General features: G+C 68.2%; 22 protein-coding genes and 1 pseudogene. 15 read left to right on the top strand and 8 right to left on the bottom strand.

The genetic code is table 11. From position 1 onward, the window contains the following. Positions 1-329 precede the first annotated feature (329 nt). On the bottom strand, positions 330-1,061 hold the full coding sequence (locus tag CA234_RS22060) for an SDR family oxidoreductase (RefSeq protein ID WP_126002758.1): 732 nt from the start codon (positions 1,059-1,061) through the stop codon (positions 330-332). Positions 1,062-1,256: 195 nt separating this feature from the next. Between CA234_RS22060 and CA234_RS22055 the strand changes: the two genes are divergently transcribed. From CA234_RS22055 to CA234_RS22005, 11 genes and pseudogenes are all read left to right on the top strand, one after another. After that, positions 1,257-2,150 carry an AraC family transcriptional regulator gene (locus tag CA234_RS22055; RefSeq protein ID WP_126002757.1) on the top strand — a complete coding sequence of 298 codons (894 nt, stop codon included), beginning with the start codon at positions 1,257-1,259 and terminating at the stop codon, positions 2,148-2,150. A gap of 387 nt (positions 2,151-2,537) precedes the next feature. Beyond that, positions 2,538-2,825, top strand: a complete 288-nt coding sequence (locus tag CA234_RS22050) for an EF-hand domain-containing protein (RefSeq protein ID WP_125976993.1) — start codon at positions 2,538-2,540, stop codon at positions 2,823-2,825. A gap of 119 nt (positions 2,826-2,944) precedes the next feature. After that, positions 2,945-3,670 carry a response regulator transcription factor gene (locus CA234_RS22045; protein ID WP_125976994.1) on the top strand — a complete coding sequence of 242 codons (726 nt, stop codon included), beginning with the start codon at positions 2,945-2,947 and terminating at the stop codon, positions 3,668-3,670. Next, complete coding sequence (locus tag CA234_RS22040) at positions 3,664-5,019, top strand: ATP-binding protein (RefSeq protein ID WP_125976995.1); 1,356 nt, start codon at positions 3,664-3,666, stop codon at positions 5,017-5,019. The genes CA234_RS22045 and CA234_RS22040 overlap by 7 nt, the downstream gene beginning before the upstream one ends. A 109-nt stretch (positions 5,020-5,128) precedes the next feature. Further along, on the top strand, positions 5,129-5,755 hold the full coding sequence (locus CA234_RS22035; protein ID WP_164521911.1) for a DUF4410 domain-containing protein: 627 nt from the start codon (positions 5,129-5,131) through the stop codon (positions 5,753-5,755). Positions 5,756-5,835: 80 nt separating this feature from the next. Next, on the top strand, positions 5,836-6,309 hold the full coding sequence (locus CA234_RS22030; protein ID WP_164521910.1) for an RcnB family protein: 474 nt from the start codon (positions 5,836-5,838) through the stop codon (positions 6,307-6,309). A gap of 105 nt (positions 6,310-6,414) precedes the next feature. Further along, positions 6,415-7,236 carry a hypothetical protein gene (locus tag CA234_RS22025; protein WP_125976998.1) on the top strand — a complete coding sequence of 274 codons (822 nt, stop codon included), beginning with the start codon at positions 6,415-6,417 and terminating at the stop codon, positions 7,234-7,236. Positions 7,237-7,270: 34 nt separating this feature from the next. Next, entirely contained in the window at positions 7,271-8,416 is a 1,146-nt protein-coding gene (locus CA234_RS22020) for an efflux RND transporter periplasmic adaptor subunit (protein ID WP_125976999.1), read from the top strand. Then, entirely contained in the window at positions 8,413-11,541 is a 3,129-nt protein-coding gene (locus CA234_RS22015) for an efflux RND transporter permease subunit (protein WP_126002756.1), read from the top strand. The genes CA234_RS22020 and CA234_RS22015 overlap by 4 nt, the downstream gene beginning before the upstream one ends. Next, positions 11,538-14,711: an efflux RND transporter permease subunit gene (locus CA234_RS22010; RefSeq protein ID WP_126002755.1), complete on the top strand. Its 3,174-nt coding sequence runs from the start codon at positions 11,538-11,540 to the stop codon at positions 14,709-14,711. Before CA234_RS22015 ends, CA234_RS22010 begins: the two co-directional genes overlap by 4 nt. Next, positions 14,708-16,060 (top strand): annotated as a pseudogene (locus tag CA234_RS22005) (efflux transporter outer membrane subunit); the annotation flags it as partial. The gene CA234_RS22010 and the pseudogene CA234_RS22005, both read left to right, overlap by 4 nt. On the opposite strand, the gene CA234_RS22000 reads toward CA234_RS22005, so the two are convergent. Next, positions 16,003-16,764 (bottom strand): SDR family NAD(P)-dependent oxidoreductase, encoded by a 762-nt coding sequence (locus CA234_RS22000; RefSeq protein ID WP_241213637.1) that lies wholly within the window; start codon positions 16,762-16,764, stop codon positions 16,003-16,005. The pseudogene CA234_RS22005 and the gene CA234_RS22000 overlap by 58 nt on opposite strands. Positions 16,765-16,870: 106 nt before the next feature. Between CA234_RS22000 and CA234_RS21995 the strand changes: the two genes are divergently transcribed. Continuing rightward, a complete protein-coding gene (locus tag CA234_RS21995) occupies positions 16,871-17,797 on the top strand; it encodes a LysR family transcriptional regulator (RefSeq protein WP_206431279.1) in 927 nt (308 codons plus the stop codon). Between the two features lie 62 nt (positions 17,798-17,859). On the opposite strand, the gene CA234_RS21990 is transcribed toward CA234_RS21995, so the two are convergent. From CA234_RS21990 to CA234_RS21970, 5 genes are all read right to left on the bottom strand, one after another. Then, a complete protein-coding gene (locus tag CA234_RS21990; protein ID WP_277600224.1) occupies positions 17,860-20,127 on the bottom strand; it encodes a DUF6265 family protein in 2,268 nt (755 codons plus the stop codon). A gap of 263 nt (positions 20,128-20,390) precedes the next feature. Beyond that, positions 20,391-21,131 (bottom strand): response regulator, encoded by a 741-nt coding sequence (locus tag CA234_RS21985; RefSeq protein WP_126002754.1) that lies wholly within the window; start codon positions 21,129-21,131, stop codon positions 20,391-20,393. Continuing rightward, the gene (locus CA234_RS21980) at positions 21,128-22,183 is read right to left on the bottom strand and encodes a histidine kinase (RefSeq protein ID WP_125977006.1); all 1,056 of its coding nucleotides are present in this window, start codon (positions 22,181-22,183) and stop codon (positions 21,128-21,130) included. The genes CA234_RS21985 and CA234_RS21980 overlap by 4 nt, the downstream gene beginning before the upstream one ends. 50 nt (positions 22,184-22,233) lie before the next feature. Continuing rightward, positions 22,234-22,659: an EF-hand domain-containing protein gene (locus CA234_RS21975; protein WP_125977007.1), complete on the bottom strand. Its 426-nt coding sequence runs from the start codon at positions 22,657-22,659 to the stop codon at positions 22,234-22,236. A 71-nt stretch (positions 22,660-22,730) separates the two neighbouring features. After that, the gene (locus CA234_RS21970; protein ID WP_125977008.1) at positions 22,731-23,216 is read right to left on the bottom strand and encodes a hypothetical protein; all 486 of its coding nucleotides are present in this window, start codon (positions 23,214-23,216) and stop codon (positions 22,731-22,733) included. A 159-nt stretch (positions 23,217-23,375) separates the two neighbouring features. On the opposite strand from CA234_RS21970, the gene CA234_RS21965 reads away from it, so the two are divergent. Then, a complete protein-coding gene (locus CA234_RS21965; protein WP_125977009.1) occupies positions 23,376-24,092 on the top strand; it encodes a response regulator in 717 nt (238 codons plus the stop codon). Then, positions 24,089-25,435, top strand: coding sequence for an ATP-binding protein (locus CA234_RS21960; RefSeq protein ID WP_126002753.1), 1,347 nt, complete (start codon positions 24,089-24,091; stop codon positions 25,433-25,435). The genes CA234_RS21965 and CA234_RS21960 overlap by 4 nt, the downstream gene beginning before the upstream one ends. Positions 25,436-25,443: 8 nt before the next feature. On the opposite strand, the gene CA234_RS21955 is transcribed toward CA234_RS21960, so the two are convergent. Beyond that, positions 25,444-25,890: an RcnB family protein gene (locus CA234_RS21955; protein ID WP_126002752.1), complete on the bottom strand. Its 447-nt coding sequence runs from the start codon at positions 25,888-25,890 to the stop codon at positions 25,444-25,446. A 196-nt stretch (positions 25,891-26,086) separates the two neighbouring features. On the opposite strand from CA234_RS21955, the gene CA234_RS21950 reads away from it, so the two are divergent. After that, positions 26,087-26,716, top strand: a complete 630-nt coding sequence (locus CA234_RS21950) for a hypothetical protein (RefSeq protein ID WP_126002751.1) — start codon at positions 26,087-26,089, stop codon at positions 26,714-26,716. The last annotated feature ends 122 nt before the right edge of the window (positions 26,717-26,838 follow it).

The raw sequence follows: 26,838 nt of genomic DNA, 5'->3' as shown, positions 1-26,838 counted from the left end.
TTCTCGTGTTCCAGCACCATCCGCACCGCGCGCGTGCGAACCTCAGGCGAGAACTTGTTCGTCGTCTTGCTCGTCATAGGCCCTTCCTCTCAGGAGTTGGGGCCTCCGACAAACCCGGCGCGGTTCAGAAGCACAATTGCGAATGACGCTTGTGGGACGAAGTTGTCACCCGCTGCCGCGACGTATACTCGAGGATGGACGAACGTAGACCGGGTGCGGCCTGGAAGCCTTCGGCATCAAGCCGCGATAGCCGACGTTTCAAGCAAATTGGTCTGCTCGGCAGGTCGGGCACATCTGTACCCGACCTTTGAGCGCATGCCCGATTCCCGTCAGATCGTCGAGCGAACCGGCCGGACGATCAGGGTGTTGACGTCCACGTCCGCCGGCTGCTCCACCGCATAGGCGATGGCGCGGGCGATCGCGTCGGGGGTGAGCGCGATCGCACGGAAATCGACCATCGCCTGCGCCGCGACCTGATCGGTGATCGTATGGGCCAGCTCCGATTCCACCACGCCCGGCGCGATGATGGTCACGCGAATGTCGTCATGCTCCGTCCGCAGCGCCTCGGAGATGGCGCGCACCGCATATTTGGTCGCGCTGTAGACGCCGCAGGTCGGCCACACGGCATAGCCACCGATCGAGGAGATGTTGACGAACTGGCCGCCGCCCTGCCCCTTGAAGCGCGGGAGCGCGGCGGCGATGCCGTGGAGGACGCCGCGAATGTTGACGTCGATCATCCAGTCCCATTCGTCCACCTTCAGGCTGTCGAAGCGCGACAGCGGCATCAGGCCCGCATTGTTGACCAGCACATCGACCCGGCCAAACTCAGCTTCGGTCGCGGCGATGAACGCCTCGAAATCGGCGCGGTCGGTGACGTCGAGCGACCGGAAGGCAACCGTGCCGCCCGCCGCGTTCAGTTCCTCGGCCAGCGCGGCGAGCCGATCGGTGCGGCGCGCGCCCAGCATCAGCTTCGCGCCGCGCGCCGCCAGCAGCCGCGCCGTGCCTTCGCCGATGCCGCTGCTGGCGCCCGTGATCGCGATGACCTTGTTCTCGATACCCATGATAGTCGCTCCGGTTCAGACGGACCGAACCCTCGATCCGATGATTCGTGGATGCCGCGATCTGGTCGGCTGGCGGTAGAACGGTCGTGCGAAATGATTGCACGATCTTCCAGATCTGCAGCCCCGAACTGGATCGTTTGCCATCAGCCCTATAGGTTGCCGATTCGAACCTAAAGGCGAGCAAGAGAAGCGGTGATGGCGCATTGGGAACTGGCGGAGCAGATTGCCCGATATGCCGAGCGCGACGGCATCCTCGACACGTCCATCGCGCGCCTTGCGCTGGTCCGCTCGAGCCGGAGCGGCGAGCCGGTGCATATGGTCCAACGCCCGGCGCTGTGCATCATCGCGCAAGGGGGCAAGCGCGTGCTGCTCGGCGACGCGGTGATCGACTATGGCCCCGCCCGCTATCTCGTCGCCTCGCTCGACCTGCCGATCACGGGCGCGGTGACGCAGGCGAGCGCGGATGCGCCCTATCTCTGCTTCTGCCTCTATCTCGACCCCGCCCTGCTCTCGGAGATCGCGCTGACCCTGCCGCCCCTGGCGGGCGCGGAGGATGGCGCCGCAATGACGCTCCACCCGATGACGCCGGAACTGATCGACGCTGCGACGCGGCTGACGGCGCTGCTCGGCGATCCGGCGAACGCGCCGCTGCTCGCGCCGCTGGTCGAGCGGGAATTGCTGGTGCGGCTGATGACCGGACCGGGCGGCGGCGCCCTGCGCGCCATCGCCAGCAGTGAAAGCCGCACCGGACAGATCGCCCAGGCCATTGCCTGGCTCAAGGCGCATTTCCGCGAGCCGTTCAGCGGGCCCCACCTCGCCGCCCTTGCCGGCATGAGCCTGTCGAGCTTCCACGACCATTTCCGCCGCGCCACCGCGATGACGCCGCTGCAATATCAGAAGCAGCTGCGGTTGCAGGAAGCGCGAGCGCTGATGCTGGCCGATCGGCTCGACGCGGCAGAGGCGGGCTTCCGCGTCGGCTATGACAGCCCCTCGCAGTTCAGCCGCGAATATCGTCGCCTCTTCGGCGCCCCGCCCGTCCGCGACGTTGGGCGGTTGCGGGCGAGGCCGCAGATGGCGGTCGCGATTTGAGTGAGGTTCGGAGGACTCTCGATCCTGCGTGGAGCGATCGGCTGCGCCGGCTGCTCGTCGTCGCTTGCAGCGCTACGCCTCCGAGAGGCGTGAACCTTCCGCGCCACCTTCCGCCGCCATGGAACAGTCGGCTGCAAGGCCGGATGCGCACGCTCGTCGCGCGAAACAGCGTCGGTTCATTGCCGCGTTTCCGAAGCTGCAACAGACCCATGCAGGACTGCCCGAAAGCAGCTGGCGCGAGCGGCGCGCCGAAACCAGCATTCAAGAGGACGAGATTTCACAATTTGTCACAATGGAACATAACGCACGCGAACGCCCGATACGCCGCCCTGCTACGGAGGACCAAGGCCGGATGATCTGGCTCGATTGCATTTTCGGAGCAAGTCGATGCGACACCTGTACGTCCTTATCGCCCTTATGGCGACACTCCTTACCGCCCTCATGATGGCCCTCGTCACCGGCACGGCGAGCGCCCAGACGGCGGCTTCGCCGGACCAGGCCAAGGCAAAGTTCGCCGAGATGGATCTCAACCACGACGGCGCATTGAGCCTGGACGAATGGAAAGCCGCTGGGCGGCGCGAACGCGGCTTCAAGATGATCGACGCCGACGGCGATGGGAAGGTAACGATTGCCGAACTGCAGGCTGCGCGCGCCAAATACGGCCGGGGCGGCTGAGCGTAGCGCCGGCGCGGCTGCAAGGACGAGGCTGGCGAGGCTGCCGCGCCGGGCGTTCCATTCTCCCGTTCAAAAGCGACCCGGCTTGCCGTACATTCTCCCGAAACAACTGGAAAAGCATGTCCGAGAGCGCCGGCACCGTAGCGATCATCGAAGACGATCCAGGCATACGCGATCTGGTCGCCAAGCTGTTGCAGCGCGAGCGATATGACGTGTCGGCGCATGCCGGATCGGCGACCTTGCTCGCGATGGGCAATCTCGAGCGGATCGACTGCCTGATCCTCGATCTAATGCTGCCCGGCGAGGACGGCCTCGACATCTGCAGGACGCTGCGGGCACACTGGCCGCGGCTTCCCATTCTGATCGTCACGGCGAAAGACGACCCGATCGACCGCATCGTCGGGCTCGAACTCGGCGCAGACGATTATCTCGCCAAGCCGTTCAACTCGCGCGAGCTGCTTGCGCGGGTACGCTCGATCATCCGGCGCACGCGCGACATTGCGGCGATCCCGGCGGGCGGCATCGGGGAGAATTTCCAGTTCAACGGCTGGCTGCTGCGCGTCGCGCCGCGCGACCTGCTGGACCCTGCCGGCAATCCCGTAACGCTGACGACGGGCGAGTTCGACTTGCTCAACGCGCTCGTGCAGAACGCCCAGCGCATTTTGTCCCGCGAGTTCCTGATCGATTGGACGCGCGGCGGCCTGGCGGCCCCGACGGATCGCGTGATCGATGTTCAGATCGGCCGGTTGCGGCGCAAGCTGGGCGACGATCCGCGCGAGCCGGCGCTGATCCGCACGGTGCGCGGCGACGGCTATCTGTTCGCGCCGTCGGTGACGCGATGCTGAGCTGGCTGGGGCGCACGACGCTGCGCCAGCGGATCGGCGCAATCATCCTGCTCCACGCGCTGCTCCTTACCGGCATGCTGGTCGCGTTCGTACGGCTGGGGCCGAAGGACCACGACCGGCTGTACATGATGCCGGTTCCCGATCGAGTCGCCGCGATCGTCACTGCGTTCGAGCGGGCGCCGCCGGAGACCTACCCCGATCTCGTCCGCGCGTTTCAGGACGACCGGCAGAATGTGCGACTGCTGGAGGACCGCGCGCCGTTCGTCCGCGCCGATGCGGACACGGCCCGATCCGACGCGGCCGCACGCTATCGCCAGGCGCTGGGTGGACGACCGTTCCGTATCGAGGCGAATGGCCATGACATCCTGGGGAGCCTGGCGGAACAGCCGCTATTCTCGAACAGCCCGTTCCGCGTGATCGTCGCGTTGCCCAATGGCAGCGCAGTGGAGATCCAGAGGGCCATCCCCACGCCGGTCAGTCGATTTCTCAAGCGACTGACGATCGTTGGCGTCGCGGTGCTGGTGCTCGACATTCTGGTGATCTTCTGGCTCGCGGCGCTTACCACCGGCCCCGTCGAGCGGCTGGCAAGGGCAGTGCGGCAGGACGATCCCGACGGGCTGGTGACGCACGGTCCGCGCGAAATGAAGGAATTGGGCGGGGCGTTTCTCCAGATGCGGATGCGCCTCCACGCGCTGCTCGATGAGCGCACGCGCATCATCGCCGCGGTCGCGCATGATTTCCGCACGTACCTGACCAGGCTGGAACTGCGCAGCGACTTCATCGACGACGAGGAGCAGCGCGCACTAGCCGAGCGCGACCTGCTCGAGATGCGCAACCTGATCGACGATGCGCTGACCTTTGCCCGGCCGGGCCCCGAATGGGGCGGACAAGGCGCGGTGATCGACCTGCATGCGCAATTGGCCGAGGTCCTGCACACGCGCCGGGAGATGGGCGAGCAGATCCGGCTGGTCGGAGATTGCGTCGGCTGGCGGGCGAAGGTCACGCCGCTGGCCCTGCGGCGGATGCTCGCCAACCTGCTCGACAATGCGGACCGCTATGGCGGCACCGCCGTCACCATCGCGGTTGCGCGCGCGGGCGGGACGATCTTCCTCAGCGTCGAGGACGACGGCCCCGGCGTGCCCGACGACCGACTGCCGGAATTGGTGGAGCCTTTCATGCGGCTCGAATCCTCGCGCGCGCGGCACACCGGGGGCGTCGGATTGGGGCTTTCGATCGTGCAAGCGCTCGCGCATCGCTTCGGCGGAACCCTGCGGTTGGAGAACCGCCAGGAAGGCGGCTTGCGCGCCATTCTCACCCTGCCGGACGCGGACGCCACGGCCGTTACATAAGCTTACAATCCGCGCATATGGATGCGGCGTGGGAGTGGCAAAGGTCGCTCCCATGAAGACCCATCCCAGCGCTTGCCTGCGCGCATGCGCCTCTCTGGCCGTTGCCGGCATGCTCGCAGGGTGCGCGACCAGCCGGGTGAGCAATGTCCAGCGCGCCGCGACGATCCCTGCCGCGCCCGCCGCGATCACGGTCGATGCCGTGTACGCGCCGACCGGCGACGCCAAGGCCGATGCGGCGGGACGCTGGGCTGCCGCGCAGATCGGACGGGACCTTGCCCAGCGCCTGCGCAAGGCAGGGCTCCGCGTGGTCGATCATGATCGCGCGCCGTCGAACGTCGCCCCTGCGCTTCTGAGCGTATCGGTCCACGCGACCGACCGGGGCAGTTTCGTCAAGCGCCTGGCCATCGGCTTTGGCGCGGGCTGCGCGACATTGTCGGCAAAAGTGCGATTTACAGTGAACGGGGATAGCCAACCACAGCTCGCCTTCGACGGTCACGCCTGGACCCAGCCCCGTCCCGGACTGGTCTTGCCGGTCGGCATCGGGCTGGCGACAGCCGGGTCGGTACGTCTGATCCCGCTGGCAGCCAGCGGGACGCTGGGCCTGCGCGAAGGGCTGGGCCGTGCCGTCGCCAGGCTCGACAGGTCGATCCTCCAGCAGCTGAAGCGCCGATACGGCGAAGCGGGCTGGACCTGGCCTTCCGGGGCGGCCGGCGACCAGCACGGTACCGGCGCATGACACAATCGCTGACAAACCCCACGAAGGTGCCTTGCAATGGCACGGTAGAACCGGGGCAGGAAGAAAGAAGGAGCCCTGTCATGAAGCGGTTTTATGCGACACGCCTGGCACTGGCGCTGCTCGCCGGCTGCGGTGCGGCAGTCCTGTTCCCAACGGGTGCCAATGCACAGATCCATCGCCAAGGCCCGCCATCCGGTCGCGCGATCATCGTCGATCGGGGTCCCGCCCGCACGCACGTGGTGGTGGTCGATCGCAGCAGGCCCGGCTGGTGGCGCGGCCAGCCTGCCTTTGTCGGCTATGTCGGCCCGCGCCGAGGATATTATTTCGCGCCCGGCTATGGCTATTACGCGATACCGCGCGGCTATTGGCAGCGGCCCTTCGTTGCGGGCGTCGTCCTGCCGGTGCCGATGCGCGCCTATGTGGTGGTTGCGCCGGCGACATATGGCCTGGCACCCGCCCCCGCCGGCTATGCCTGGTATTATGCAGGGCCCGGTATGGTGCTCGCCGCCACGTCCACCGGCGTGATCGTGCAATCGGTGGCCGGCGGCTGGTGATCTCCTACGCCTGGCCGGCTTGCCCCCCACCCCGAACCGGCCCGGCGGGGCGCCGCGAACTCCGGAGGCGCGGCGCCCACCCCCTTCGATACAAAAGGACCATCCATGGTTTTCAGCAAATTGGTAGCCTCGGCCTCGGCTCTGGCGGTGACCGGCACTGCGATCGCGGCGACGCCGCTCGCGCTGTATCCGGTGAAGATCGGCGCGGAGACCGCCCGCTATGATCGAGGGCGGGTAACCGTCAATCTGGAACTGCCCGAAGGCGCGGTCGAGGTCCGGCCGCTGTCGATCGAGAAGGGCCAGATCACGCTTGGGATCGCCGTGTTCAACAAGAGCCGATGGCCTGGCAATTTCGGCATCGAGAATGTCGACGTCAGCATCAATGGCGTCCCCACCTATCTGCCGACGCATGATCAGTTGATGGCGCAGGCGCGCGACCAGGCGCGCGACCGCAAGATCGCCGCGGCGTTGATCACCGGCGTGGTGGCGGGCGCGGCATCGACCATGTCGAACAGCTACAGCTATCAGCAGCGCGTCTACACGCCGCATGGCGCCTATGGCCGCACCATCCGATGGGAAGACGATACGCCGGGGATCATCGGCGCCACCGCCGCGGTGGCAGCCGGCGCGATCGTGATCCACGGCATCGACCGCAAGCTGGACTATACGCTCGACCGGATCGACGGCAGCGTGCTCGAGACGACGACGGTGGACCCGGGCAACAGCTTTGGCGGGGCCGTGGTGGTCCCCTTCGACAAGAAGATGCCGCTACCGGCAGAGATCCGGATGCAGATCGAATGGAACGGCACGCGCTATCCCTTCGCGTTTCGCCTCTCGCCACAGGGCGTCGCGGTGCCACGTCCCTTCCCCGCCACGCCGCGCGGCGAAACGATCCCCGTGGACGCCGCGCAGCCTCCCCGCCCCTGATCCTGCTCGATCCAGTCCGGAAACCGCCCAGCTAATGACCGACCAGCCTCGCACGCGCCGCACGTCCCGGCGCATCATTCTGATCGCATGCGCCGTCACGATCCTTCTCATCGTCGGCGCGGTGATGCTCGTGCGCGTCCCCAAGTCGGAGCAGGTGGCGGGCGCACCGCCGCGGGTCGGCGTTGCCCGCGCGGCCCGGCAGGACGTGCCACAGACCCTCTCGGCGATCGGCACGGTGCAGCCGGTGGTCTCCGCCACGGTGCGGGCGCAGCTTTCGGGCACGATCTTCGCGATCGACGTCAAGGAAGGCCAGATGGTCGCCAAGGGACAGCGCCTCGCGCAGATCGATCCGCGCCCCTATCGGATCGCGATTGCGCAGGCGCAGGGCAATCTGGCGCGCGACATGGCACAGCTTGCCAACGCTCGGCTCGATCTCGCCCGCTATCAGCGGCTGCTCGCCCAAAATTCGATCGCAAGACAGCAAGTCGACAGCCAGCAGGCCAGCGTCCGCCAGCTCGAGGGCACCGTCACCGCCGATCGCGCGGCGGTGGACAATGCGCGGCTGAACCTGCGCTACACCGATCTGGTCGCGCCGGTCGCCGGGCGTGTCGGCCTGCGCAAGGCGGATATCGGCACCTATGTGAGCCCCAGCGACAGCAATGGCGTATTCGTGGTGACGGTCGAGGATCCGATCGACGTGTCGTTCGCGGTGCCGCAGGCACAGATCGGCCTGCTGATGCGCGCGCAAGGCGCGCCGGTGCGCGCGCTCGACCAGGCATCGTCGCAGGCGCTGGCCGAAGGATCGCTGCTCGCGATCGACAACCAGGCCGATCCCGCCACCGGCACGGTCACGGCAAAGGCGCGCTTCGCCAATGCGAGCGCCAAGCTGTTTCCCAATCAGTTCGTCAACGTCTCGGTGCGGACGGGCACCATCGCCGATGCCGTTACCGTGCCGGTCAGCGCGCTCCGGCACGGCGACCAGGGCGACTTCCTGTTCGTGGTCGGCAGCGACAAGGTGGTGCATCTGCAGCGCGTGAAGACCGGCCCTTCGCTCGGGAACCAGGTCGCCATCCTGTCGGGCATCACTGCCGGAGAGACGGTCGTCAGCACCGGCGCCGATGCGCTGGACGACGGCATGAAGGTCGCGCCGCTGGCGGATCTGGACGCCGCGCGCAAATGAGCAACGCCATGGCCGATCAAGGCCGAGCCAATCCGTCGCGGCTTTTCATCGAGCGCCCGGTGGCGACGACGCTGCTGATGATCGCGATCCTGCTCGCCGGGCTGATCGGCTATCGCGCGCTGCCGCTCTCGGCGCTGCCGGAGGTCGATTATCCGACGATCCAGGTCACCACCAGCTATCCCGGCGCCGGGCCGGACGTGATGGGGGCCACCGTCACCGCGCCGCTGGAGCGCCAGTTCGGCCAGATGGCGGGGCTGGCGCGGATGAAGTCGGTTTCCTCGGTCGGCAGCTCGGTCATCACGCTGCAATTCCGGCTCGACCAGACACTCGACGTGGCAGAACAGGAAGTGCAGGCAGCGATCAACGCCGCCAATGCGCTGCTGCCCAACGATCTGCCGGCCCCGCCCAGCTATGCCAAGGTCAATCCGGCCGACGCGCCGGTGCTCACGCTCGCCTTCACGTCGACCGTGCGGCCGATTCCCGAGGTGCAGGACCTGGTCGACCAGCGCGTCGCCACCAAGATCGCGCAGATGTCCGGCGTCGGCCAGGTTACATTAGGGGCAGGACAGCGACCCGCGCTGCGGATCCAGGCCGACATGGCCGCGCTCGCCGCGCGCGGCATGTCGCTCGACCAGCTGCGCACCGCGATCACCAATGCCAGCGTCAACGCAGCCAAGGGCAGCTTCGACGGCGACGCGCGCTCCTGGATCATCGATTCCAACGATCAGTTGCAGACCGTGGAAAGCTATCGCGACCAGATCATCCAGCATGAAAACGGCGCGGCGGTTCGCATTGGCGATGTCGCCAAGGTGGTGCAGGCACAGGAGAATGCGCGAGTTGCCGGCTTCATGAACGGCAAGCCCGCGATCGTCCTGGACGTGCGCCGCCAGCCGGGGGCGAACGTGGTCGCCACCACCGACGCAATCAAGAGAGCCCTGCCCGCGCTGCAACAGGCGCTGCCGGCGGACGTGCATGCGCACCTGCTCGCCGACCGGACGACCGGCATCCGCGCCTCGGTCCACGACGTGCAGGTCGAGCTGGTCCTCGCCGTGCTGCTGGTGATGCTGGCGATCTTCTTCTTCCTGGGCGACCTCCGCGCCACCCTGGTCGCCAGTGCCTCCGTGCCGCTCTCGATCATCGGCACCTTCGCCGCGATGCAGCTGCTGGGGTTCAGCCTCAACAACCTGACGCTGATGGCGCTCACCATCGCCAGCGGCTTCGTGATCGACGACGCGATCGTGGTGATCGAGAACATCCAGCGCCACCGCGAGGACGGCGCCGGGCCGATGGCGGCTGCGCTGCGCGGATCGGCCGAGATCGGCTTCACCATCGTTTCGCTCACCCTCTCGCTGATCGCCGTGCTGATCCCGCTGCTCTTCATGGGAGACGTGGTGGGGCGACTGTTCCGAGAATTCGCCGTCACGCTCGCGATCACCATCCTGATCTCGGCGGTGGTGGCGCTCACGCTGACGCCGATGCTCTCGGCGCGCTGGCTGCGCGACGAAGGCGAACGCCGCTCGCATGTCTCCACTTGGACGCTGCGCCAGTTCGACCGGCTCGCCAATGGCTATGCCAGGGCCCTCGACTGGGTGCTGGTACGGCAGACGCTGACGCTGGTCGTGTTCGCCGCCAGTCTCGGCCTCACCGCGCTGCTGTTCGTCGCGATCCCCAAGGGACTGTTTCCCCAGCAGGACAACGGCCAGCTTCAGGCCGTGTTCGTCGCCGATCAGGCCGCGTCGTTCGAGGCGATGGCGGCGATGCAGCAGCGACTCGCCGGCGCGCTGCTCACTGATCCTGCGGTGGCGAGCATCAGTGCCGCCATCGGCGTCGATCCCCAGAATGCCGGGCCCAACCAGGGCCGGATGCTGATCAACCTAAAGAACAAGGGCGATCGCGCCCGGCTGAACCAGGTGGTCGGCGACCTGAAGCGGCGCGCGGCGGCGCTGCAGGGGCTGACCTTCCATGTACGGCCCGTCGAGGATCTGACCATCGACACGGAAACTGGGCCCACTGCGTATCGCTTCGCCCTGCAGGGCGGCGATCAGGCGGCGCTCGACCAATGGTCCGCACGCCTCGTTGCCGCGCTGCGCAGCGACCGCGCGCTCGCCAGTGTCGCCTCGGACGTGCAGGCGCAGGGCAATGGCATCACCGTCGCCGTCAACCGCGATTCCGCCGCGCGGCTGGGCGTCAGCGCGGCGGCGGTCGATGCCGCGCTCTACAACGCGTTCGGCCAGCGGATCGTCTCGACGATCTTCACCCAGTCCAACCAGTATCGCGTGGTCCTGGAAAGCGCGCCCGGCGCCGTCACCGCGCCCGCCGATCTCGGCCGCGTCTACCTGCCGACCAGCGGGGGCACGCAGGTGCCGCTGTCCACCGTTGCGCGGTTCGAAGCCCATCCCGCACGACTTGCGGTCAATCGGATCGGCCAGTTCCCCTCCATGACGATCGGCTTCGACCTCGCGCCCGGCCAGTCGCTCGGCCACGCCGTCGCCGAGATCCAGCGCGTCGAAAGGCGGATCGGGATGCCCGCGACGATCGACACGACGTTCATCGGCTCGACCGACGCCTTCCGCGCCAGCCTGGCCAATGAGGGCTGGCTGATCCTCGCCGCGATCATCGTCGTCTATATCGTGCTGGGGGTGCTCTATGAGAGCTACATCCACCCCGTCACGATCCTCTCGACGCTGCCGTCGGCGGGCGTGGGGGCGCTGCTCGCGCTGCTGGTGACGGGCAATGACCTGGGGGTGATCGGGATCATCGGCATCGTGCTGCTGATCGGCATCGTCAAGAAGAACGCGATCATGATGATCGACTTCGCGCTCGACGCCGAACGGACCGAAGGCAAGGATGCGGAAAGCGCGATCCGCGAGGCGGCGCGGCTGCGCTTCCGCCCGATCATCATGACCACCTTCGCCGCGCTGATGGCTGCGCTGCCGATGATCTTCGGCCAGGGCATCGGCACTGAGCTGCGCCAGCCGCTCGGCATCGCGATCGCCGGCGGCCTGATCGTCAGCCAGGCGCTGACCCTGTTCACCACGCCGGTGATCTTCCTCGGCTTCGAGCGGCTGCGCAGGCGCTGGAGCGCAGGGCCCGGTGGCGAGCCGGCGGCGGTGCCCACCGCATGAATATCGCCGCGCCCTTCATCCGCCGGCCGGTGGGGACGATGCTGCTCACGCTCGGCATCCTGCTTGCCGGAATCGTCGCGTTCTTCCGCCTGCCGGTCGCACCGCTGCCCGACATCGACCTGCCTACGATCAACGTCACCGCCACCTTGCCTGGCGCCAGCCCGCAAACCATGGGATCGAGCGTCGCGGCACCGCTGGAAAAGCGCTTCCAGTCGATCGCCGGTCTTACCGAGCTCACCTCGCGATCGAACGTCGGCATCACCCAGATTACGCTGCAATTCGACTTGTCGCGCAATGCCGACAGCGCCGCACGCGACGTGCAGGCGGCGATCAACGCCGCACGCGGCGACCTGCCCGCGACCCTGCGGACCAACCCCGGCTATCGCAAGATCAACCCCGCCGCCGCACCGATCCTCATCCTGTCGCTCACCTCCAGCACGCGCTCGCCGGCACAGGTCTATGATGCGGTGGCGGCAACCGTACAGCAGCGGCTGCTTCAGGTGCCGGGGGTCGGCGACGTGCAGCTGGCCGGTGCCTCGCTGCCCGCGGTGCGCGTCGATCTCGATCCCGATGCGCTCAACCGCTACGGCATTCCGCTCGAGGACGTGCGCACCGCCATTCAGTCGAGCGCGGCCAATCGCCCCAAGGGGGTGATCGAGGACAGCAGGACATCGTGGCTGCTCACCACCGCCACGCCGACGCTGCGGGCAGAGGATTATACCGGGCTGATCGTCGCCTGGCGGGGCGGCGCAGCCGTGCGCCTGTCCGACGTCGCCAAGGTGCGCACCGGCCCGGAAGACGTCCGCACCGCCGGTTATTTCAACGGCAGCCGCGCGCTCGACATCCTGATCAGCCGCCAGCCGGGCGCCAACATCGTCCGCACCATCGACCTGGTGAATGCGCAATTGCCCGCGCTGCGCGCCTCGATCCCCGCCGACATCCGGCTCGACCCCGCGGCCGACCTCTCGATCACCATCCGCTCGTCGCTGCACGAAGTGGAGCTGACGCTGGTGATCGCGGTGCTGCTGGTGGTCGCGGTGGTCGGGATCTTCCTGCAATCCTGGCGGGCGACGGTGGTGCCGGCGGTGGCGACGATCGTGTCGCTCGCGGGCACGCTGGCGGTGATGTACCTGGCGGGGTTCAGCCTCAACAATCTGTCGCTGATGGCGCTGACGGTTGCGACCGGCTTCGTCGTCGACGATGCGATCGTGGTGCTGGAGAATATCCAGCGCCATGTCGAGGACGGGATGAAGCCGTTCGAAGCCGCCCTGCGCGGCGCAGGCGAGGTCGGCTTCACGGTGCTGTCGATCTCGCTGAGCCTCGTCGCGGTGTTCATCCCCCTGCTCTTCATGGGCGGGCTGGCCGGGCGCCTGTTCAACGAATTCGCCCAGACGATGACGATCGCGGTGCTGATCAGCCTGGTGCTGTCGCTCACCACCACGCCGATGCTGAGCGCGCTGCTCCTGCGCGGGCGCCCGGTGCGGCGACCGCGCGAGAGCCGCTTCGATCGCCTGTTCGGCGCGGTGCAGCAGGGCTATGCCCGCCTGCTCGACTGGGCGCTCGCCCATCGCGCCGCCACCATCCTGATGCTGGTCGCCGCGCTGGTCCTTCAGGTCGCATTGATGGCGGGCGTTCCCAAGGGCCTGTTCCCCGATGAGGATACCGGCTCGATCCTCGGCGCCGTCCGCGCGGATCAGGCGATGGGGTTCGGCGCGCTCGACGCGCGGCTGCGCGGCATCGCCGCGACGATCAAGGCGGATCCGGCGGTTGCGAACGTCGTGGCGTTCACCGGCGGCCAGCGCATCGGCGGCGGCTTCCTCTTCCTGACGCTCAAGCCCCAAAGCGAGCGCCGGGCCTCGGCCCGCGACGTGGTGGAACGGCTGCGCCCCGCGCTCGACAGGTTCACCGGGACCACGACCTTCCTCAATCCCGTTCAGGATCTGCGCACCGGCGGCCGACAGTCCAACGCGACCTATCAATACACGCTGACCGCCCCCGATGCTTCCCGGCTCCGGGCAGCCGCCGACCAGCTCGCCGCGATGCTGCGCGCCCGGCCCGACCTCGTCACCGATGTCGACAACGACATGAGCGCGGGCGCCGCGAGCGCCTATGTCGAGGTCCTGCGCGATACCGCCGCGCGGCTGGGCATTACCCCGGCTGCGGTCGACCAGACCCTGTACGACGCCTTCGGCCAGCGTCAGGTGTCGATCATCTATAGCGGGCTCAACCAATATCATGTCGTGATGGGCGTGGCGCCCGGCATCGCGGACTCCCCGGACGGATTGTCGCACATCCATGTTCCCACCGGCCCGCTTACGGGCAGCGGCCAGCAGGGGCCGAGCGCCAATCGCGACGCCGCCGGCGGCGCACCCGTCAACACCAAGGCGGCAACGATGATCCCGCTCGGTGCCTTTGCGCGCTGGAGCGATGCCTCGGCCCCGGCGCAGGTCAATCACCAGGGGGGCGTGCCTTCCGCCACCATCGCGTTCAACCTCGCGCCCGGCGTCTCGCTCGGCCAGGCATCGCGCATGGTCGAGCAGGCAATGGGCAGGATCCGCGCGAAGGACGGCGATGTCCATGGCGGTTTTGCCGGCACCGCCCAGCTGTTCCAGCGCTCGATGGCGTCGATCCCGCTGCTGATCGGGCTCGCCCTCGTCGCGATCTATATCGTGCTGGGCGTGCTCTACGAAAGCTGGGTTCACCCGCTGACGGTGCTCTCCACCCTCCCCTCCGCCGGGCTGGGCGCGATCGCCACGCTGATGCTGTTCGGCCTTCAGTTCGACCTGATCGGCGCAATCGGCATCCTCCTGCTGATCGGCATCGTCAAGAAGAACGCGATCCTGATCATCGACTTCGCCCTCGAGGCAGAGCGGACGCGCGGGCTGAGCGCGATCGAGGCGATCCGCGAGGCATCGCTGCTGCGCTTCCGCCCGATCCTGATGACCACGCTTGCCGCCGCGCTGGGCGCGGTGCCGCTGGCGATCGGCTTCGGCGCCGGCGCGGAGCTGCGCCGGCCGCTCGGCGCAGCGATCTTCGGTGGGCTGATGGTCAGCCAGGTGCTGACGCTGCTCACCACGCCCGTCATCTATGTCGTGCTCGACCGGTTCGCCCGGCGCGAGCGCCCCCGCCCGGCGCGCACCGTGCCGCCACAGGAAACCTCGCCCGCATGAACCGCGCCTCCCTCCTCCCGCTACTCGCGCTGACCGGATTGGCCGGCTGCTCGCTCGCGCCCGAGTATCAGCGCCCGGCAATGGCGCTGCCCGCGACCTTCAAGGAAGCGCCAGGCTGGACCAGCGCCGCGCCGGCCGACGACGTGGCGAAGGGCGAATGGTGGAAACTGTTCGGCGATCGCGATCTCGACGCGCTGGAGGCCCGGGTCGCGATCTCCAACCAGAACGTCGCCGCCTATGCCGCCGCCTATCGCCAGGCGCAGGCAGCGGTGCGGGAAAGCCGGGCCGGCCTGTTCCCCAGCCTGGACCTCAATGGCAGCGCCAGCCGCAGCGAAAGCTTCGACGGCGGAACGACCGGCATCGTGCCGGGCGGATCGGGCGGCACCGCGACACTCAGTCGCGGCACCACCTCGTCGCTGGCGCTCGGCGCGACCTGGCAGCCGGACCTTTGGGGCCGGGTGGGCAACGCCACCCGGCAGGCCGGCGCGGCGGCGCAGGCGAGCGCGGGCGACCTGCGCAACGCGACGCTGGCCGCGCAGGGCGAGCTGGCCAGCGACTATTTCCAGCTGCGCGGGATCGACGCCCAGGCGGCCTTGCTGGCGGAAACCAGCGCGGCCTACGAACGATCGCTGACGATCACCCGGAACCGCTTCCGCGAGGGCATCGTCTCGCAGGCGGATGTCTTCCAGGCCGAAACCCAGCTCCGCAATGCCCGGGCGCAACAGGCAGATCTCGCACGGCAGCGGGCGATCTACGAGCATGCCATCGCCGTGCTGGTCGGCGCCAACCCCTCGCGCTTCTCGATCGCGCCGGCAGCATGGGACCGCACCGTGCCGCAAGTACCCGCGGTGCTGCCCGGCGCGATCGTCCAGCGCCGCCCGGACGTTGCCGCCGCCGAACGACGCGTCGCGGCGGCGAACGCCGCGATCGGCGTCCAGCGGGCGGCGTTCTTCCCCACCCTGTCGCTCTCCGGGTCCGCCCAGACCAGCGGGGGTGCGCTAGGCAGCCTGTTCTCCGCCCCCGCCAGCCTGTGGTCCTTGGGCACGAGCGCGGCCCAGACGATCTTCGATGGCGGTGCGCGCTCGGCACGTGTCCGGGAGGCGCTTGCCGCGTATGACCAGGCGGCGGCCGCCTATCGCCAGGCGGTGCTGGCCGCGTTTCAGCAGACCGAGGACGCCCTCGCAGCCGTGCGGGTGCTGGCCACCGTCGCCGACGAGCGCGGCGCAGCCGCCACTGCGGCGGTCCAGGCGCAGGCAATCGCGATAAACCAGTATCTCGCCGGCCAGACCGACTATACTGCCGTCGTCACCGCCCAGACCGCCGCCCTCTCCGCGCGCCAGGCCGAGGTGCAGGCGGGGACGAACCGGCAGGTGGCGACGATCTCGCTGATCCAGGCGATTGGTGGCGGTTGGGGAGCTGCGCAAGCGGAGTAAGCGGACGTGCAAGCGCGCACCCACCGGCGCATGGTCCGGCGTCGAGAACCGCGCACCTTGCAACTTCCACTTACTCGCCACAACGATACCCGCTCCCAGCGGCCGATGGCGGTGGCCTTGAGGCCGAAGGGGGCGATTTCCTGTGCCAGGCTCTGCGTCAGCCCTTCGAGCGCCGACTTGGTTGCGGAATAGAGGCCGGACGATCCCGCCGGCGCGCGGCCTGCGATCGACGTGATGTTGAGGATATGGCCGCTGCCCTGCCGGCGCAGCGCCGGGAGCGCGGCGCGGATGATGGCGAACGGTGCGAAGACATTGACCGCGAACAGCCGCTCGAACTCCGCGTCGGTCGCCTCCTCCAGTGCCCCCAACAGTCCGTACCCGGCATTGTTGACCAGCACGTCGATGCGGCCCGTCCGTTCGAATGCGTCGCGCACGGCCGGCGCGATCGCAGCCTTGTCCGTTAGGTCGACGGTCAAGACATGCAGCGCACCCTTCCCCGCCACGAGGTCGGGCACGCCTTCACGGACGGTCCCGACGACGGTGTCGCCGCGCGAAAGCGCCGCTTGGGCAAGGGCCTTGCCAAGGCCGCGGGAAATGCCGGTGATGAACCAGGTCTTCATAGCTGTTCTCCTTCGCCGCCAGACATAGCCTTTCAGCCGGGTCGGATAATCGGGCGCTTGCTACCCGGGCTTGTAAGATCAGCTTCACAATGCTGAGATGCGACGCATGATCCATCCCAGTGAGTTCGGTGCCCTGCGCGCCTTTGCCGCCGTGGCCGAGCAGCGCAGCTTCAGCCGGGCGGCGGAGCAGCTGGGGGTGTCGTCCTCGGCGCTGAGCCAGCTGATCCGCGGCCTCGAGGAGCGGCTCGGCATCCGGCTGCTGCACCGAACCACCCGCAGCGTTTCGCTGACCGAGGCTGGGGAGACGCTGCTCGCCGAGATCAACCCGGCGATCGATGGCTTGACCGGGGCGCTCGCAAGGGCGCGCGATGCCGCCCGGCGGCCAAAGGGCACCGTTCGCCTCCACTGCTTCCATGCTGCGGCGGACAGTTTCGTGGTGCCGATCCTGCCGCAGCTCGCCCGCGACTTCCCCGACATCACGCTCGATCTCACGATCGACGACACAGTTCTGGACATCGTCGGCAGCGGCTATGATGCCGGCATCCGCATCGGGGAGGTGATCGAGCGGGACATGGTCGCGCTCCGGCTGGGCGGGGATATCCGTCAGCTCGCCGTGGCCGCGCCTGCCTATATCGCCGAGCACGGCGCTCCGAAGACGCCCAAGGATCTGCTCGACCATCGCTGCATCCGCTGGCGCTGGCCCGGGCAACCGGGACCCTATGCCTGGGAGTTCTTCGAGCAGGGCCGCTGGTTCTCGGTGGCCGTGAACGGGCCGCTGATCACCAGCAGCCGCGCGGTGATGATGCAGGCGGCGTTGGCCGGCGTCGGGATCAGCTTCCTCAAGGAAGAATCGGTCGTCGACGCCTTTGCCCGAGGCGCGCTCGTTCCCCTGTTGCAGGAATGGTCCGTCCCCTTCCCCGGCTATTATCTTTGCTACCCCCAACAGCGGCAGATGGCGCCCGCCTCGCGCGCGGTGATCGATCTGATCCGCAATGCCGCTTCCGATCTGCGCCAACCTGCGCCGATTGCCTGACCTGGCACTCCCGGGATCCGTTCCGACGTCGCTGGCGCGAAGGCAAGCCTGACGGATGTGACTCATCGATAGTCATGGGTGCCGATCTGCCGAAATAGCGCAAGCGACCCGTCGGCGCGGCGGCGCCAGAGGCGCAGGCCACCCCCTTTCACGACGCCGGAAGCGGTTGAAGATCGCCAGTTTACCTGAAATTTCGGGTACTCGATCACGTAGGCACCGAAATCTTCGAAGCCGACATTCCAGACGCGCACCGAGCCGAAGGTCGCGCCGCGGCCAGCCTCCGTGTAGGCTAGGAGATAGGGCCGGATCTCAGCGATGCCGGTCTTGTTGGTGTCCGCGAACGGCATGACCACGGCATCCTCGGAATAGTCCGCGATCTGGGTTTCCGCGTCGTGGGTCCGCACTGCGACGGCGTTGCGCGCGTTCCTGGCGTGCAGCGTCCGTTCAAGCGCTAAATCGGCGGCGGATGGGTGGTCGGCCGATGTATGGCCCTGTGGCAGATCGACGAAGAATGCGGCCGGGTCCGGCAATCGGCGGAAATACCCCCGGACATCCGATTCGAGCCGCAGGCTGCCATCCGGCTCCACGCCCCACACATGAACATATTTGCCCCGCTCTTCCTCGGTGGCGCCGGTCGCCAGCGACCAGGTGATCGTGAACATGCCCGTTTCGACAAGGGCTGTCCCAAGATCGAGGATTTCGGTGGCCACGGGCACATAGCCGGTCACGCGACGCCGTTTCCCCATGGCGCGGTGATAGGCGGTGATCTGCGCCCTCCCGTACAGCGCCGGCTGATAGTCGAGCATGCTCCTCGCATCGGCGCGATATGGCGCGGCGAGCATGCCGGGATCATTCGCGATCAGTGCCTCGCGCAGTCGGCCGTGCGCCGCAGTTGCCCGATCCTGCACCGTGCTGGGCGGGCCGAACAGCAGGTGGTGCGCAAAGAAGGGCAGCACGTCGGTGTAGAACCGCCCTTGTTCGCCCCAATGCCGGTCGCGAAAGCCGCCGCCATGTTCCTCGGCTTCATGCGGTACGCCGAACTCCGCTAGGCGATGCGAGAGTGCTTGGGCGCCATAGACGTGATCGGCAAGCATGTCCTGCCGCCCCCAGTCGAACTTGAAGCCCCGCAGCGACTTCAGATTGTCGGCATAGGCTGGCAGCAGCTCGGTGAGCGAAAAGCCTTGATGAAATCGCGCAGTGACCGCGCTGTGCACGGCGAGCCGACCGACCACCCGTCTCGCCGGGGGATCGAAATAAAGCGGCGGCCGGCCAGGGTTCGGCGAAAAGGCTTGGTAGATCGATGTGAAAATGCGCGAGTACCCGTCGTCGCCCAGGTCTTCGAGCGATCGGGCGCGTGCCAGCAGATCAAAATCGGGGCGACTGTGCGATGGCTGGATACTGGGCCCCGTCCCGACCGGATGCATGCCATATACTGCCCCGAACAGCTCGGGATGGCGCATCCCCAAGCGGATCGCGCCATAGCCGCCGACCCCGTCCCCAACCACGCCGCGCGCATCGCGGCTGGCAAGGGTGCGGTAGGTGGCGTCGACATGCGGCACCAACTCGCGCACCAGGAAGTCTTCCCAATTTCCCGTCACCGGCGAGTTCACGTACCAGGAGCTGCCTGCGGGCGTGGAGAAGTCAGCGGCGACGATGATCACATCGCCGGTCACATGCGCCCGGATCGCGGCGTCGAGCAGTTGCTTCGCGCCATGGCTGGCGAAGGGCTCGCGATGGTCCTCGAAGAAGTGCTGGAGGTAATAGAGGACGGGAAAGCGGCGATCGACCTGCGCATAGCCGGGCGGCAGATAGACGGTGACGTTTCGGATCGGAGAGATGCCGATCCTGCTGCTGGCGAAGCTCGCCGACTGCAGCTGTTCGTTGACCAGCCGGCCCTGCTGTTGCACGGCGCCCGCCGGTACGCCAGGCTCCGTGCCCGCGGACGCGGATTTGCGCCGGAAGGGAATCACCAGCGTCTCGCGTTCCTGGCCCTCCGAACGATTGAGGAAATAGACCGTGAAGCTGTCCGGCCCGGTTCTCGAGAAGGTGATCCCGTCGAAGTAGAAGTTGGTCGCATCGCGATCAACCAGCGGGCGGTCTACATAGCCCGACTGCGCTTCCCAGCCGGCAAGCTCGGGCGTGAAGTGCTTGACCCGCACCGTCAGCGAATCGCCCGCCTCGGCGAATACACTGATCTCGTAGAACACCGGGCTTCGGTCGCCGAGCGCCCGTACGAAGCCGGGGAGGTGGCCGAAGCGGGGGCTGAGCACCACATGCTCCACCGGGCCGTCCGGCATCTCGCCGATCCAATGTCCCTCGATCCACGCCATGTCGGCGATTGTCGCGCGCGGGGCCGGGCTGCCTTCGGTTCGTAGCTTGATCATCGCCCGCGCGGCGGGTTGCGCCCCCGACGGTCCCGTCGAGAACAGCGCGGCCAGCGCGAGCGCCGCCGTCAGAAATCGAAACCGCGCAGACGGCGCTTTTGCCCACCCCATGTTCACCCTCCCGTTCCGGTGCACCGACATCCGGCCCGGAACGATAGGTGGAAGCAACACATCATCGGCGAGCGGGACGGCCGCCTCGGCAGGCGGGATCAGCGCCCCAAATAGGCGTCGATCGCCTGCCGGTAGCGTCGACTGAAGCGCAGCTCCGTACCGCAGGCGAGCCGCAACACGCCGTCGCCATGGGCCCCGGAACGTATCTCGGCCACGCGGTCCAGGCGCACGATCGCCGAGCGGTGGATGCGCGCGAACGCCTCCTGCGGAAGACTGCGCTCCAGCGCCGCCATCGACTCGCCGAGGAGCAGCGCTCGCCCGTTGCAATGCACCTCTGCATAGTCCCCGGCCGCGGCGATCCAGTCGATCTCGTCGAGCCGGACCAGCCGGACGCTGCCATGGGAGCGGACCACCAGCTTCGGCGCCTCGCCAAGCGTCCGCAGCATCGATCGCAGCCGATCGCCATGCGCGTCCTTGGCGGCAAGCTGCCGCCGGACGCGATCGAGGACCCGGCCAAAGCGAAGATCGTCGAAGGGCTTGAGAAGATAGTCGAACGCCTCCGCCTCGAAGGCGCGGAGGGCGTAGGCGTCGAATGCCGTCACGAACACGATCAGCGGCATCGCATCGACACCGATCGTTTCGATCACGTCGAACCCGGTCATCTCGGGCATCTGCACGTCGAGAAAGATCAGGTCGGGGCGCAGAGCCTCGATCGCCGCGATTGCGGCGGCGCCATGCCCCGCCTCGCCGATCACCTCGACATCGGGTTGCAAGTCCAGCGGCGCGCGAATGGCGCGGCGCGCGAGCGGTTCGTCGTCGACGATCAGGGTCCGGATCATCGCGGCACCACCAGCATCACGCGGAACCCGTTTCCCGGTGCGCTCTCGATCTCGAGCGACTGCCGCTCGCCGTACAACCGGCGGAGGCGCCGACGCGCATTGCCCAGCCCGATCCCTTCCACCACCGCGCCCGCCCCGGCCCCATCGTCCGCCACGACGATCTGGACGCTATCGCCCAGCAACGCGGCCCGGATGTCGATCGTGCCGCCCATGACGATCGGCGCAATGCCGTGGCGCACCGCATTCTCGACGAGCGGCTGGAGCAGCAGCGCCGGCACGTTGGTCGCGAGCGCTTGCGGATCGACACGGCGTACGACGCGGAGCCGGTCGCCCAGCCGCGCCTCCTCGATGGCGAGATAGGCGTCGACGAATTCGAGCTCGTCGGCGAGTGGGGATTGCTCGGCGCGTCGCGCGTCGATCGACAGCCGCAGCAGATCGCCGAGCCGCGCGATCAGCCGCTGCGCGGTCACCGGGTCGTCGGGCACCAAGGCGGAGATGGCGTTGAGCGTGTTGAACAGGAAGTGCGGCTGCAGCTGCGCGCGCAGTGCCGCCGTCTCCGCCTCGGCAAGCTGCGCCTGGAGGCGGGCCGCGGCGACTTCGCGGTCGCGCAGCGCCCGATAGGCACGGGCGCCGAGCACGATGCCGACGAGAATCGCGTAGATCATCAGGTTCACGTGAACAGCGCTCGTCAGCTTGCGCAGCAGCAGCTCCGTGCTCCAGGCGGCCCATGCCGTCCTGCCGTAGATCACCGCGTTCAACATTGTGTAGAGCGCTGCGTGCATGACGGGGATGCAGGTGCCTGCCGCCAGATGGACCGCCGCGAGCAGCGGCACGCGCCGTTCGCCGGCGAAGCGGCGCGCCACCGCCACTACCGCGGGCGTCAGCACCGCCCAGGGCGCATACCAAAGGACACCGTTGGCGAACGCCACATGCCAGGGCTGGGCCGTTCCGGCGGCAAGGCCGGCGACATAGGTCTGCGCCGAGGTGATCAGGGCCACCAGAAGCCAGAGGACCCAGATCGCGGCGAGGCGGAGAAGGCGGCGCTCGGGCATGACGATCGCGCGCGATCATGCCATCACCGCCAACGCCGCGGAAGGGACGATCAGCGCTGATCGCGCAGCGCGGCGAGCTTGGCCTTGAACGCGGCGAGTTCGGCCTGGGTCACCCTACCGTCCCGATCCGCGTCGGCGCGATCGAACATCGGCATCGGCGCCCGTGCCAGTTCGTCGCGGGTCAGCCGGCCGTCGTGATCGGCGTCGGCCTCGGCAATCAGCGCGTCCAGCCGCTCGACGGCATCGGGCCGGAACCGCGCCAGCCGCTTGAAATCGTCATGGCTCACCGCGCCGTCATGGTTGCGATCGGCCTTGTCGAACCGGGCGACGCGCGACTGGCGAAACTCCTCGCGGGTGGTCACGCCGTCGCCATTGGCATCGGCATTGGCCAGCGCGGCAGCGGGATCGCGCTGCATCTGCGCCAGTGCGGGGCTCGCCATCAGAAGGGCGATCGGAAGGAACAGAGATGTCTTCATGCGATGAAAGCCTCGAAGCGTGGGTGCGGCCGCGCCCAGGGGGCTGAAGACGCGACCGCGGGGGAAAAGAGTCAGCGCCGGGTGGGCACGGTGCCGCTCACCGTGCGGGTCGCGCCCTGCGGGCCGGTGAAGCTGCTGGAATAATTCGCTGTGCCGTCGCCATTGGCGGTGGCGCTGGTCGTGCGGCGATAGCTGTCGCCGTTGTTCAGCGTGGTCGTGCGGCTGCCGCTGAAGCTGCCGTCGCCCCAGTTCGCGTCGCGCGCCGTGGTGGCGCCACGGCCATTGTTGAACTGGGTGCTGCGATCCGCCGAAGCGTGGCCCGGACCATAGTCGCGGCTCCGCTCGTGCCGATAGCCGCGTCCGTCGGACAACTGCAGGCCACGCCGGACCGTCGCCGCGCCAGGCGCGCGCGTTGCCGATCGCCACTGGGCAAAGCCCTGCCCCGACGCGGTCCTCCCGACCACGGCATGGCCGCGACGCACCTGCGCCTCGGCTGGGATGGCCAGGGTCGTCAGCCCCGCGGCGAGCGCGGCGAAGCCCAGAACATGCTTGTACATCGTGTCACTCCTTGCACAGGCGACGGAAGCCGCCGCTAGCATCGGGTCTAGCGGGCGGCTGTAATGCCCCTGCGACCCCTGCGTGACGAAGGGTAACAGAGTGTAACGCCGCCGCCTCGCCGCGTTCACCTGCAGCGCATGCGGCGCTATTGATACGCCATGGAAACCAGCTGCATCGCCGTCGTCGAGGACGACCGGGAAATCCGCGCGCTCGTGGTGGACCTGCTCCACCGCGAAGGCTTCGAAGCCGTGGGATGCCGGACGACGGCCGAGTTAGATCAGCTGAACGAGCGTCGCCGCGTCGATCTCGCGGTGCTCGACGTGATGCTGCCCGGCGAGGACGGGTTCTCGCTCTGCCGGCGCCTGCATGCGGCCGGGGACATCCCCGTGCTGATGGTCACCGCCAAAAGCGACGATGTCGACCGGATCGTGGGGCTCGAGCTCGGCGCGGACGATTATCTCGCCAAGCCGTTCAACCCGCGCGAGCTGGTCGCCCGCGTGCGCGCGATCCTGCGCCGGACCCGCCCGCGCCACCGGGTGCACGCCCCGATCCCCACCGAACGCTATCGCTTCGGAGGATGGACGCTCGACGTCGGCGCGCGGGCGGTGGCGGCGCCGGACGGCGGTGAGATCGAACTGACCGCTGGCGAGTTCGACCTGCTGCATTGTTTCGCCACCCATCCGCAGCGGGTGCTGAACCGCGACCAGCTGCTCGATTGGACGCGCGGCCGTAGCGCGGGACCGTTTGACCGGGCAATCGACGTCCAGCTCAGCCGGTTGCGCCGCAAGCTCGCCTGCGCGCCGGGCGGCGATACCATCATCAAGACGGTGCGCGGCGGCGGCTATCAGTTCACCCTTGCGGTGGAACGGCTGTGAGCATCGGCTCGAACCTTTCGCTGCGGCTGGCGGCGATCCTGCTGATCGGCTTTCTGCTGGTCCAGCTGGTGATCGCGGTGGTGGTGTTGCCACGATCGTCCGATTCCGGCCGCTCCTATGGTCTGCCGAAGCCCACCGAAGCGGCCGCCATCGCCGACGCGCTGGATCGCGCGCCGGCAGCGCAACGGAGCGCGCTGGTCGGCGCGTTCGATGGCGGTCTCTATTCGCTATCGCTTGCGTCCGCGCTTCCGCCACGCTGGCGGTCGTCGGACGAGCTGGAGGGGCTCGCCGCACGCTATCGCGCCGCCGCGAACGGCCGCGCGGTCAGCGTCGACGGGCGGCGGCCGCGGATCGGCCGATGGATCGGCGATGTGGCGCGACCGGCACGCTTCCTGGCGCCGATCCGCGTGGCGATCGGGTTGCGCGACGGCGAGATCCTGCTGCTCACCAGCCAGCCCTCGGACGATCTGCGCGCCTATATCCAGGGCCGGGCGAGAGTGGGAGCGGCCGGGGCGCTGGTGCTGCTCGGTGCGCTGATGCTGGCGGTACGGCAGACGACGAGGCCGCTGGGGCAGCTGTCGCGGGGCGTTCGCCGATTCGCGGACGATCTCGATGCGCCGGACCTGCCGGTGCGGGGGCCGCGGGAGATCCGCGCGCTCGCCGCCGCGTTCAACGAGATGAAAGCGCAGATTCGCGCGCTGGTCGGCGAGCGCACCCGGGTGCTCGGCGCGATCGCGCATGACCTGCGCACCTATCTCACGCGGCTGCGGCTGCGCGCCGAGTTCATCGACGATGGCGAGCAGCGGAACCGCGCCGTGCGCGACCTCGACGAGATGGCGGCGCTAATCGACGATACGCTGTTCCTCGCCGATCGCGACAGCGCACCACCGGCGCGGCCCGAGCCCGTGCCACTTGCGACCGCGCTCGGCGAAATCGTCGCCGCGCATGCCGAGCTCGGCGATGCCGTGACTCTGGCACCGGTGCCCGCCGACCGGGCCATCGCCGCGACCCCCCTGGCGCTGCGACGGGTGCTCGACAATCTGATCGTCAACGGGCTGCGCCACGGCACCCGCGTGGTCGTGACGGCAGCGGCGGCGGGAGATGCTTCGGTCGCGATCACCGTCGAGGACGACGGCCCCGGCGTGCCGGCAGCGGCGCTGTCGCGGCTGGGCCTGCCGTTCCAGCGATTCGACCCCTCGCGCAGCCGCGAGACCGGCGGCGCCGGGCTGGGGCTCGCGATCGTGCGTGCGCTTGCCGGCCGCGACCGGGCATCGGTGCGGTTCGAGCAGGCGACGCCGCACGGGCTCCGCGTGGTGCTGCACTATCCCCGCGCGGCGTGCTGAACGCGCCGCTACCAGCCGCCGGGCACCGACTCCAGGATGATGCCCGTGGCGATCGCAGCAAGCACGATGCGATCGCCCGCATAATACCAGCGATAGCCCGCCGGCGGCACCCGCAGCGCATAAGCGCGCGGCTCGACGACGACATAGCGCCGCATCGGCGGCGGCAAGGTCACGCCCACCACCCAGACGCGTCCATACACCCCGCGCGGCGGCAGATAATAGCCATAGCCGGGTGCGAAGTAATAGCCTCGGCGCGGGCCGGCATAGACGGTGAATTCCGGCCGACCACGCCACCAGCCGGGACGGGTCCGATCGACGACCACCACGCGCGGGGCGGGCCGGGAGACCTGCACCGGCGCAGCGGACACCGGCTGCGAACTCGCAACGGACGACGCTAGCAGCATCGCTGCCATGCCCGCCTGGCGCGCGCCGGCGATGACGATTTCGAGGATCATGTGCTCTGACTCCGCAAGAAGAAAGCGCTTCTTCTTGCCCCCGAATGCAACGCTGGAATGTGCCTCTGTAAGCTTTTGTAAGCACCGAGCCGGCGGGTACACTCCGTTACGGCGAAGCAATGTTGTGCTTACTGCCAGATCCTAGTGCTCCTGCCGAGCACCCGGCCGCCTACTGTCCGGGTCCAGGAGAAGTGTTATGCATCGGATCATCGATCGTCATCGGCCACAGGCAAATGGCCGCTTTTCCCTCCTTGCCCGGACGGCCGCCGCGTCGGCACTGGCTGCGCTGGCGGCGTCGCCCCCCGCAGCGGCGCAGGAATCAGCCGGCGCCGAGAAGAAAGGGTTCTTCTCGGTCGACGAACGAAGCTGGGTCGTGCGCAGCGAGTACAATGCGCCACGCAACGACTTCAACCGCGACTTCCGCGACATCGGCCTGGCGAGGCTCGAGGTGCAACGCGCCTGGACGCTGCACGGCCCGCTCGAGCTTCGCGCCGGTGGCGGGATTACCTATGCGAAGGGGTCGACTGCCGAGCCATTCTCCACGGCCCCGGCGCGCAATGTCGATGTCCTGGGGTTCAATGGCGGCGTGGAAGCACGGATCGACCTGCTACGGCTCGACAAGGTCCGCCTGTTCGTCGACGGGTCGGTCAACATGCTCTGGACGCATGGCATTCAATTTCCGCCGGGGGGCACCGGCTTCAACGGCTATCTGCGGGCCGAACCGGGCGCGATGGTCAAGCTCAACGACTGCCTCGCATTTGAAGCCGACTACCATCTAAGCCATGTTTCCAACGGCGCGGGAATCGTCGCGCATAATCCCGCCTGACCTGCCCCCGGTTGGCTCCCTCGCTTTGATGTAGAGTCTGCCCCAAGGAAGGAGCAGAGGAATGAGGAAGAGCCGTTTCACCGAGGAGCAGATCATCGGGATGATCAAGGAGCAGGAGGCTG

Origin of the sequence: Sphingomonas sp. ABOLE (assembly GCF_003950455.1) — a bacterium.
Taxonomy (GTDB): Bacteria; Pseudomonadota; Alphaproteobacteria; order Sphingomonadales; family Sphingomonadaceae; genus Sphingomonas; species Sphingomonas trueperi.
This window is presented reverse-complemented; position numbering and strand designations above follow the sequence as displayed.

Excerpts from the sequence above, each read along its gene's own strand:
- CA234_RS22010 (WP_126002755.1), top strand. The coding sequence starts at position 11,538 with ATGAATATCGCCGCGCCCTTCATCCGCCGGCCGGTGGGGACGATGCTG.
- CA234_RS22015 (WP_126002756.1), top strand. The coding sequence starts at position 8,413 with ATGAGCAACGCCATGGCCGATCAAGGCCGAGCCAATCCGTCGCGGCTT.
- CA234_RS21950 (WP_126002751.1), top strand. The coding sequence starts at position 26,087 with ATGCATCGGATCATCGATCGTCATCGGCCACAGGCAAATGGCCGCTTT.
- CA234_RS22025 (WP_125976998.1), top strand. The coding sequence starts at position 6,415 with ATGGTTTTCAGCAAATTGGTAGCCTCGGCCTCGGCTCTGGCGGTGACC.
- CA234_RS21965 (WP_125977009.1), top strand. The coding sequence starts at position 23,376 with ATGGAAACCAGCTGCATCGCCGTCGTCGAGGACGACCGGGAAATCCGC.
- CA234_RS21970 (WP_125977008.1), bottom strand. The coding sequence starts at position 23,216 with ATGTACAAGCATGTTCTGGGCTTCGCCGCGCTCGCCGCGGGGCTGACG.
- CA234_RS22040 (WP_125976995.1), top strand. The coding sequence starts at position 3,664 with ATGCTGAGCTGGCTGGGGCGCACGACGCTGCGCCAGCGGATCGGCGCA.
- CA234_RS22030 (WP_164521910.1), top strand. The coding sequence starts at position 5,836 with ATGAAGCGGTTTTATGCGACACGCCTGGCACTGGCGCTGCTCGCCGGC.
- CA234_RS21995 (WP_206431279.1), top strand. The coding sequence starts at position 16,871 with ATGATCCATCCCAGTGAGTTCGGTGCCCTGCGCGCCTTTGCCGCCGTG.
- CA234_RS22060 (WP_126002758.1), bottom strand. The coding sequence starts at position 1,061 with ATGGGTATCGAGAACAAGGTCATCGCGATCACGGGCGCCAGCAGCGGC.
- CA234_RS22050 (WP_125976993.1), top strand. The coding sequence starts at position 2,538 with ATGCGACACCTGTACGTCCTTATCGCCCTTATGGCGACACTCCTTACC.
- CA234_RS21980 (WP_125977006.1), bottom strand. The coding sequence starts at position 22,183 with ATGCCCGAGCGCCGCCTTCTCCGCCTCGCCGCGATCTGGGTCCTCTGG.
- CA234_RS22000 (WP_241213637.1), bottom strand. The coding sequence starts at position 16,764 with ATGAAGACCTGGTTCATCACCGGCATTTCCCGCGGCCTTGGCAAGGCC.
- CA234_RS21990 (WP_277600224.1), bottom strand. The coding sequence starts at position 20,127 with ATGGCGTGGATCGAGGGACATTGGATCGGCGAGATGCCGGACGGCCCG.
- CA234_RS21975 (WP_125977007.1), bottom strand. The coding sequence starts at position 22,659 with ATGAAGACATCTCTGTTCCTTCCGATCGCCCTTCTGATGGCGAGCCCC.
- CA234_RS22055 (WP_126002757.1), top strand. The coding sequence starts at position 1,257 with ATGGCGCATTGGGAACTGGCGGAGCAGATTGCCCGATATGCCGAGCGC.
- CA234_RS21985 (WP_126002754.1), bottom strand. The coding sequence starts at position 21,131 with ATGATCCGGACCCTGATCGTCGACGACGAACCGCTCGCGCGCCGCGCC.
- CA234_RS22020 (WP_125976999.1), top strand. The coding sequence starts at position 7,271 with ATGACCGACCAGCCTCGCACGCGCCGCACGTCCCGGCGCATCATTCTG.
- CA234_RS21955 (WP_126002752.1), bottom strand. The coding sequence starts at position 25,890 with ATGATCCTCGAAATCGTCATCGCCGGCGCGCGCCAGGCGGGCATGGCA.
- CA234_RS22035 (WP_164521911.1), top strand. The coding sequence starts at position 5,129 with ATGCTCGCAGGGTGCGCGACCAGCCGGGTGAGCAATGTCCAGCGCGCC.
- CA234_RS22045 (WP_125976994.1), top strand. The coding sequence starts at position 2,945 with ATGTCCGAGAGCGCCGGCACCGTAGCGATCATCGAAGACGATCCAGGC.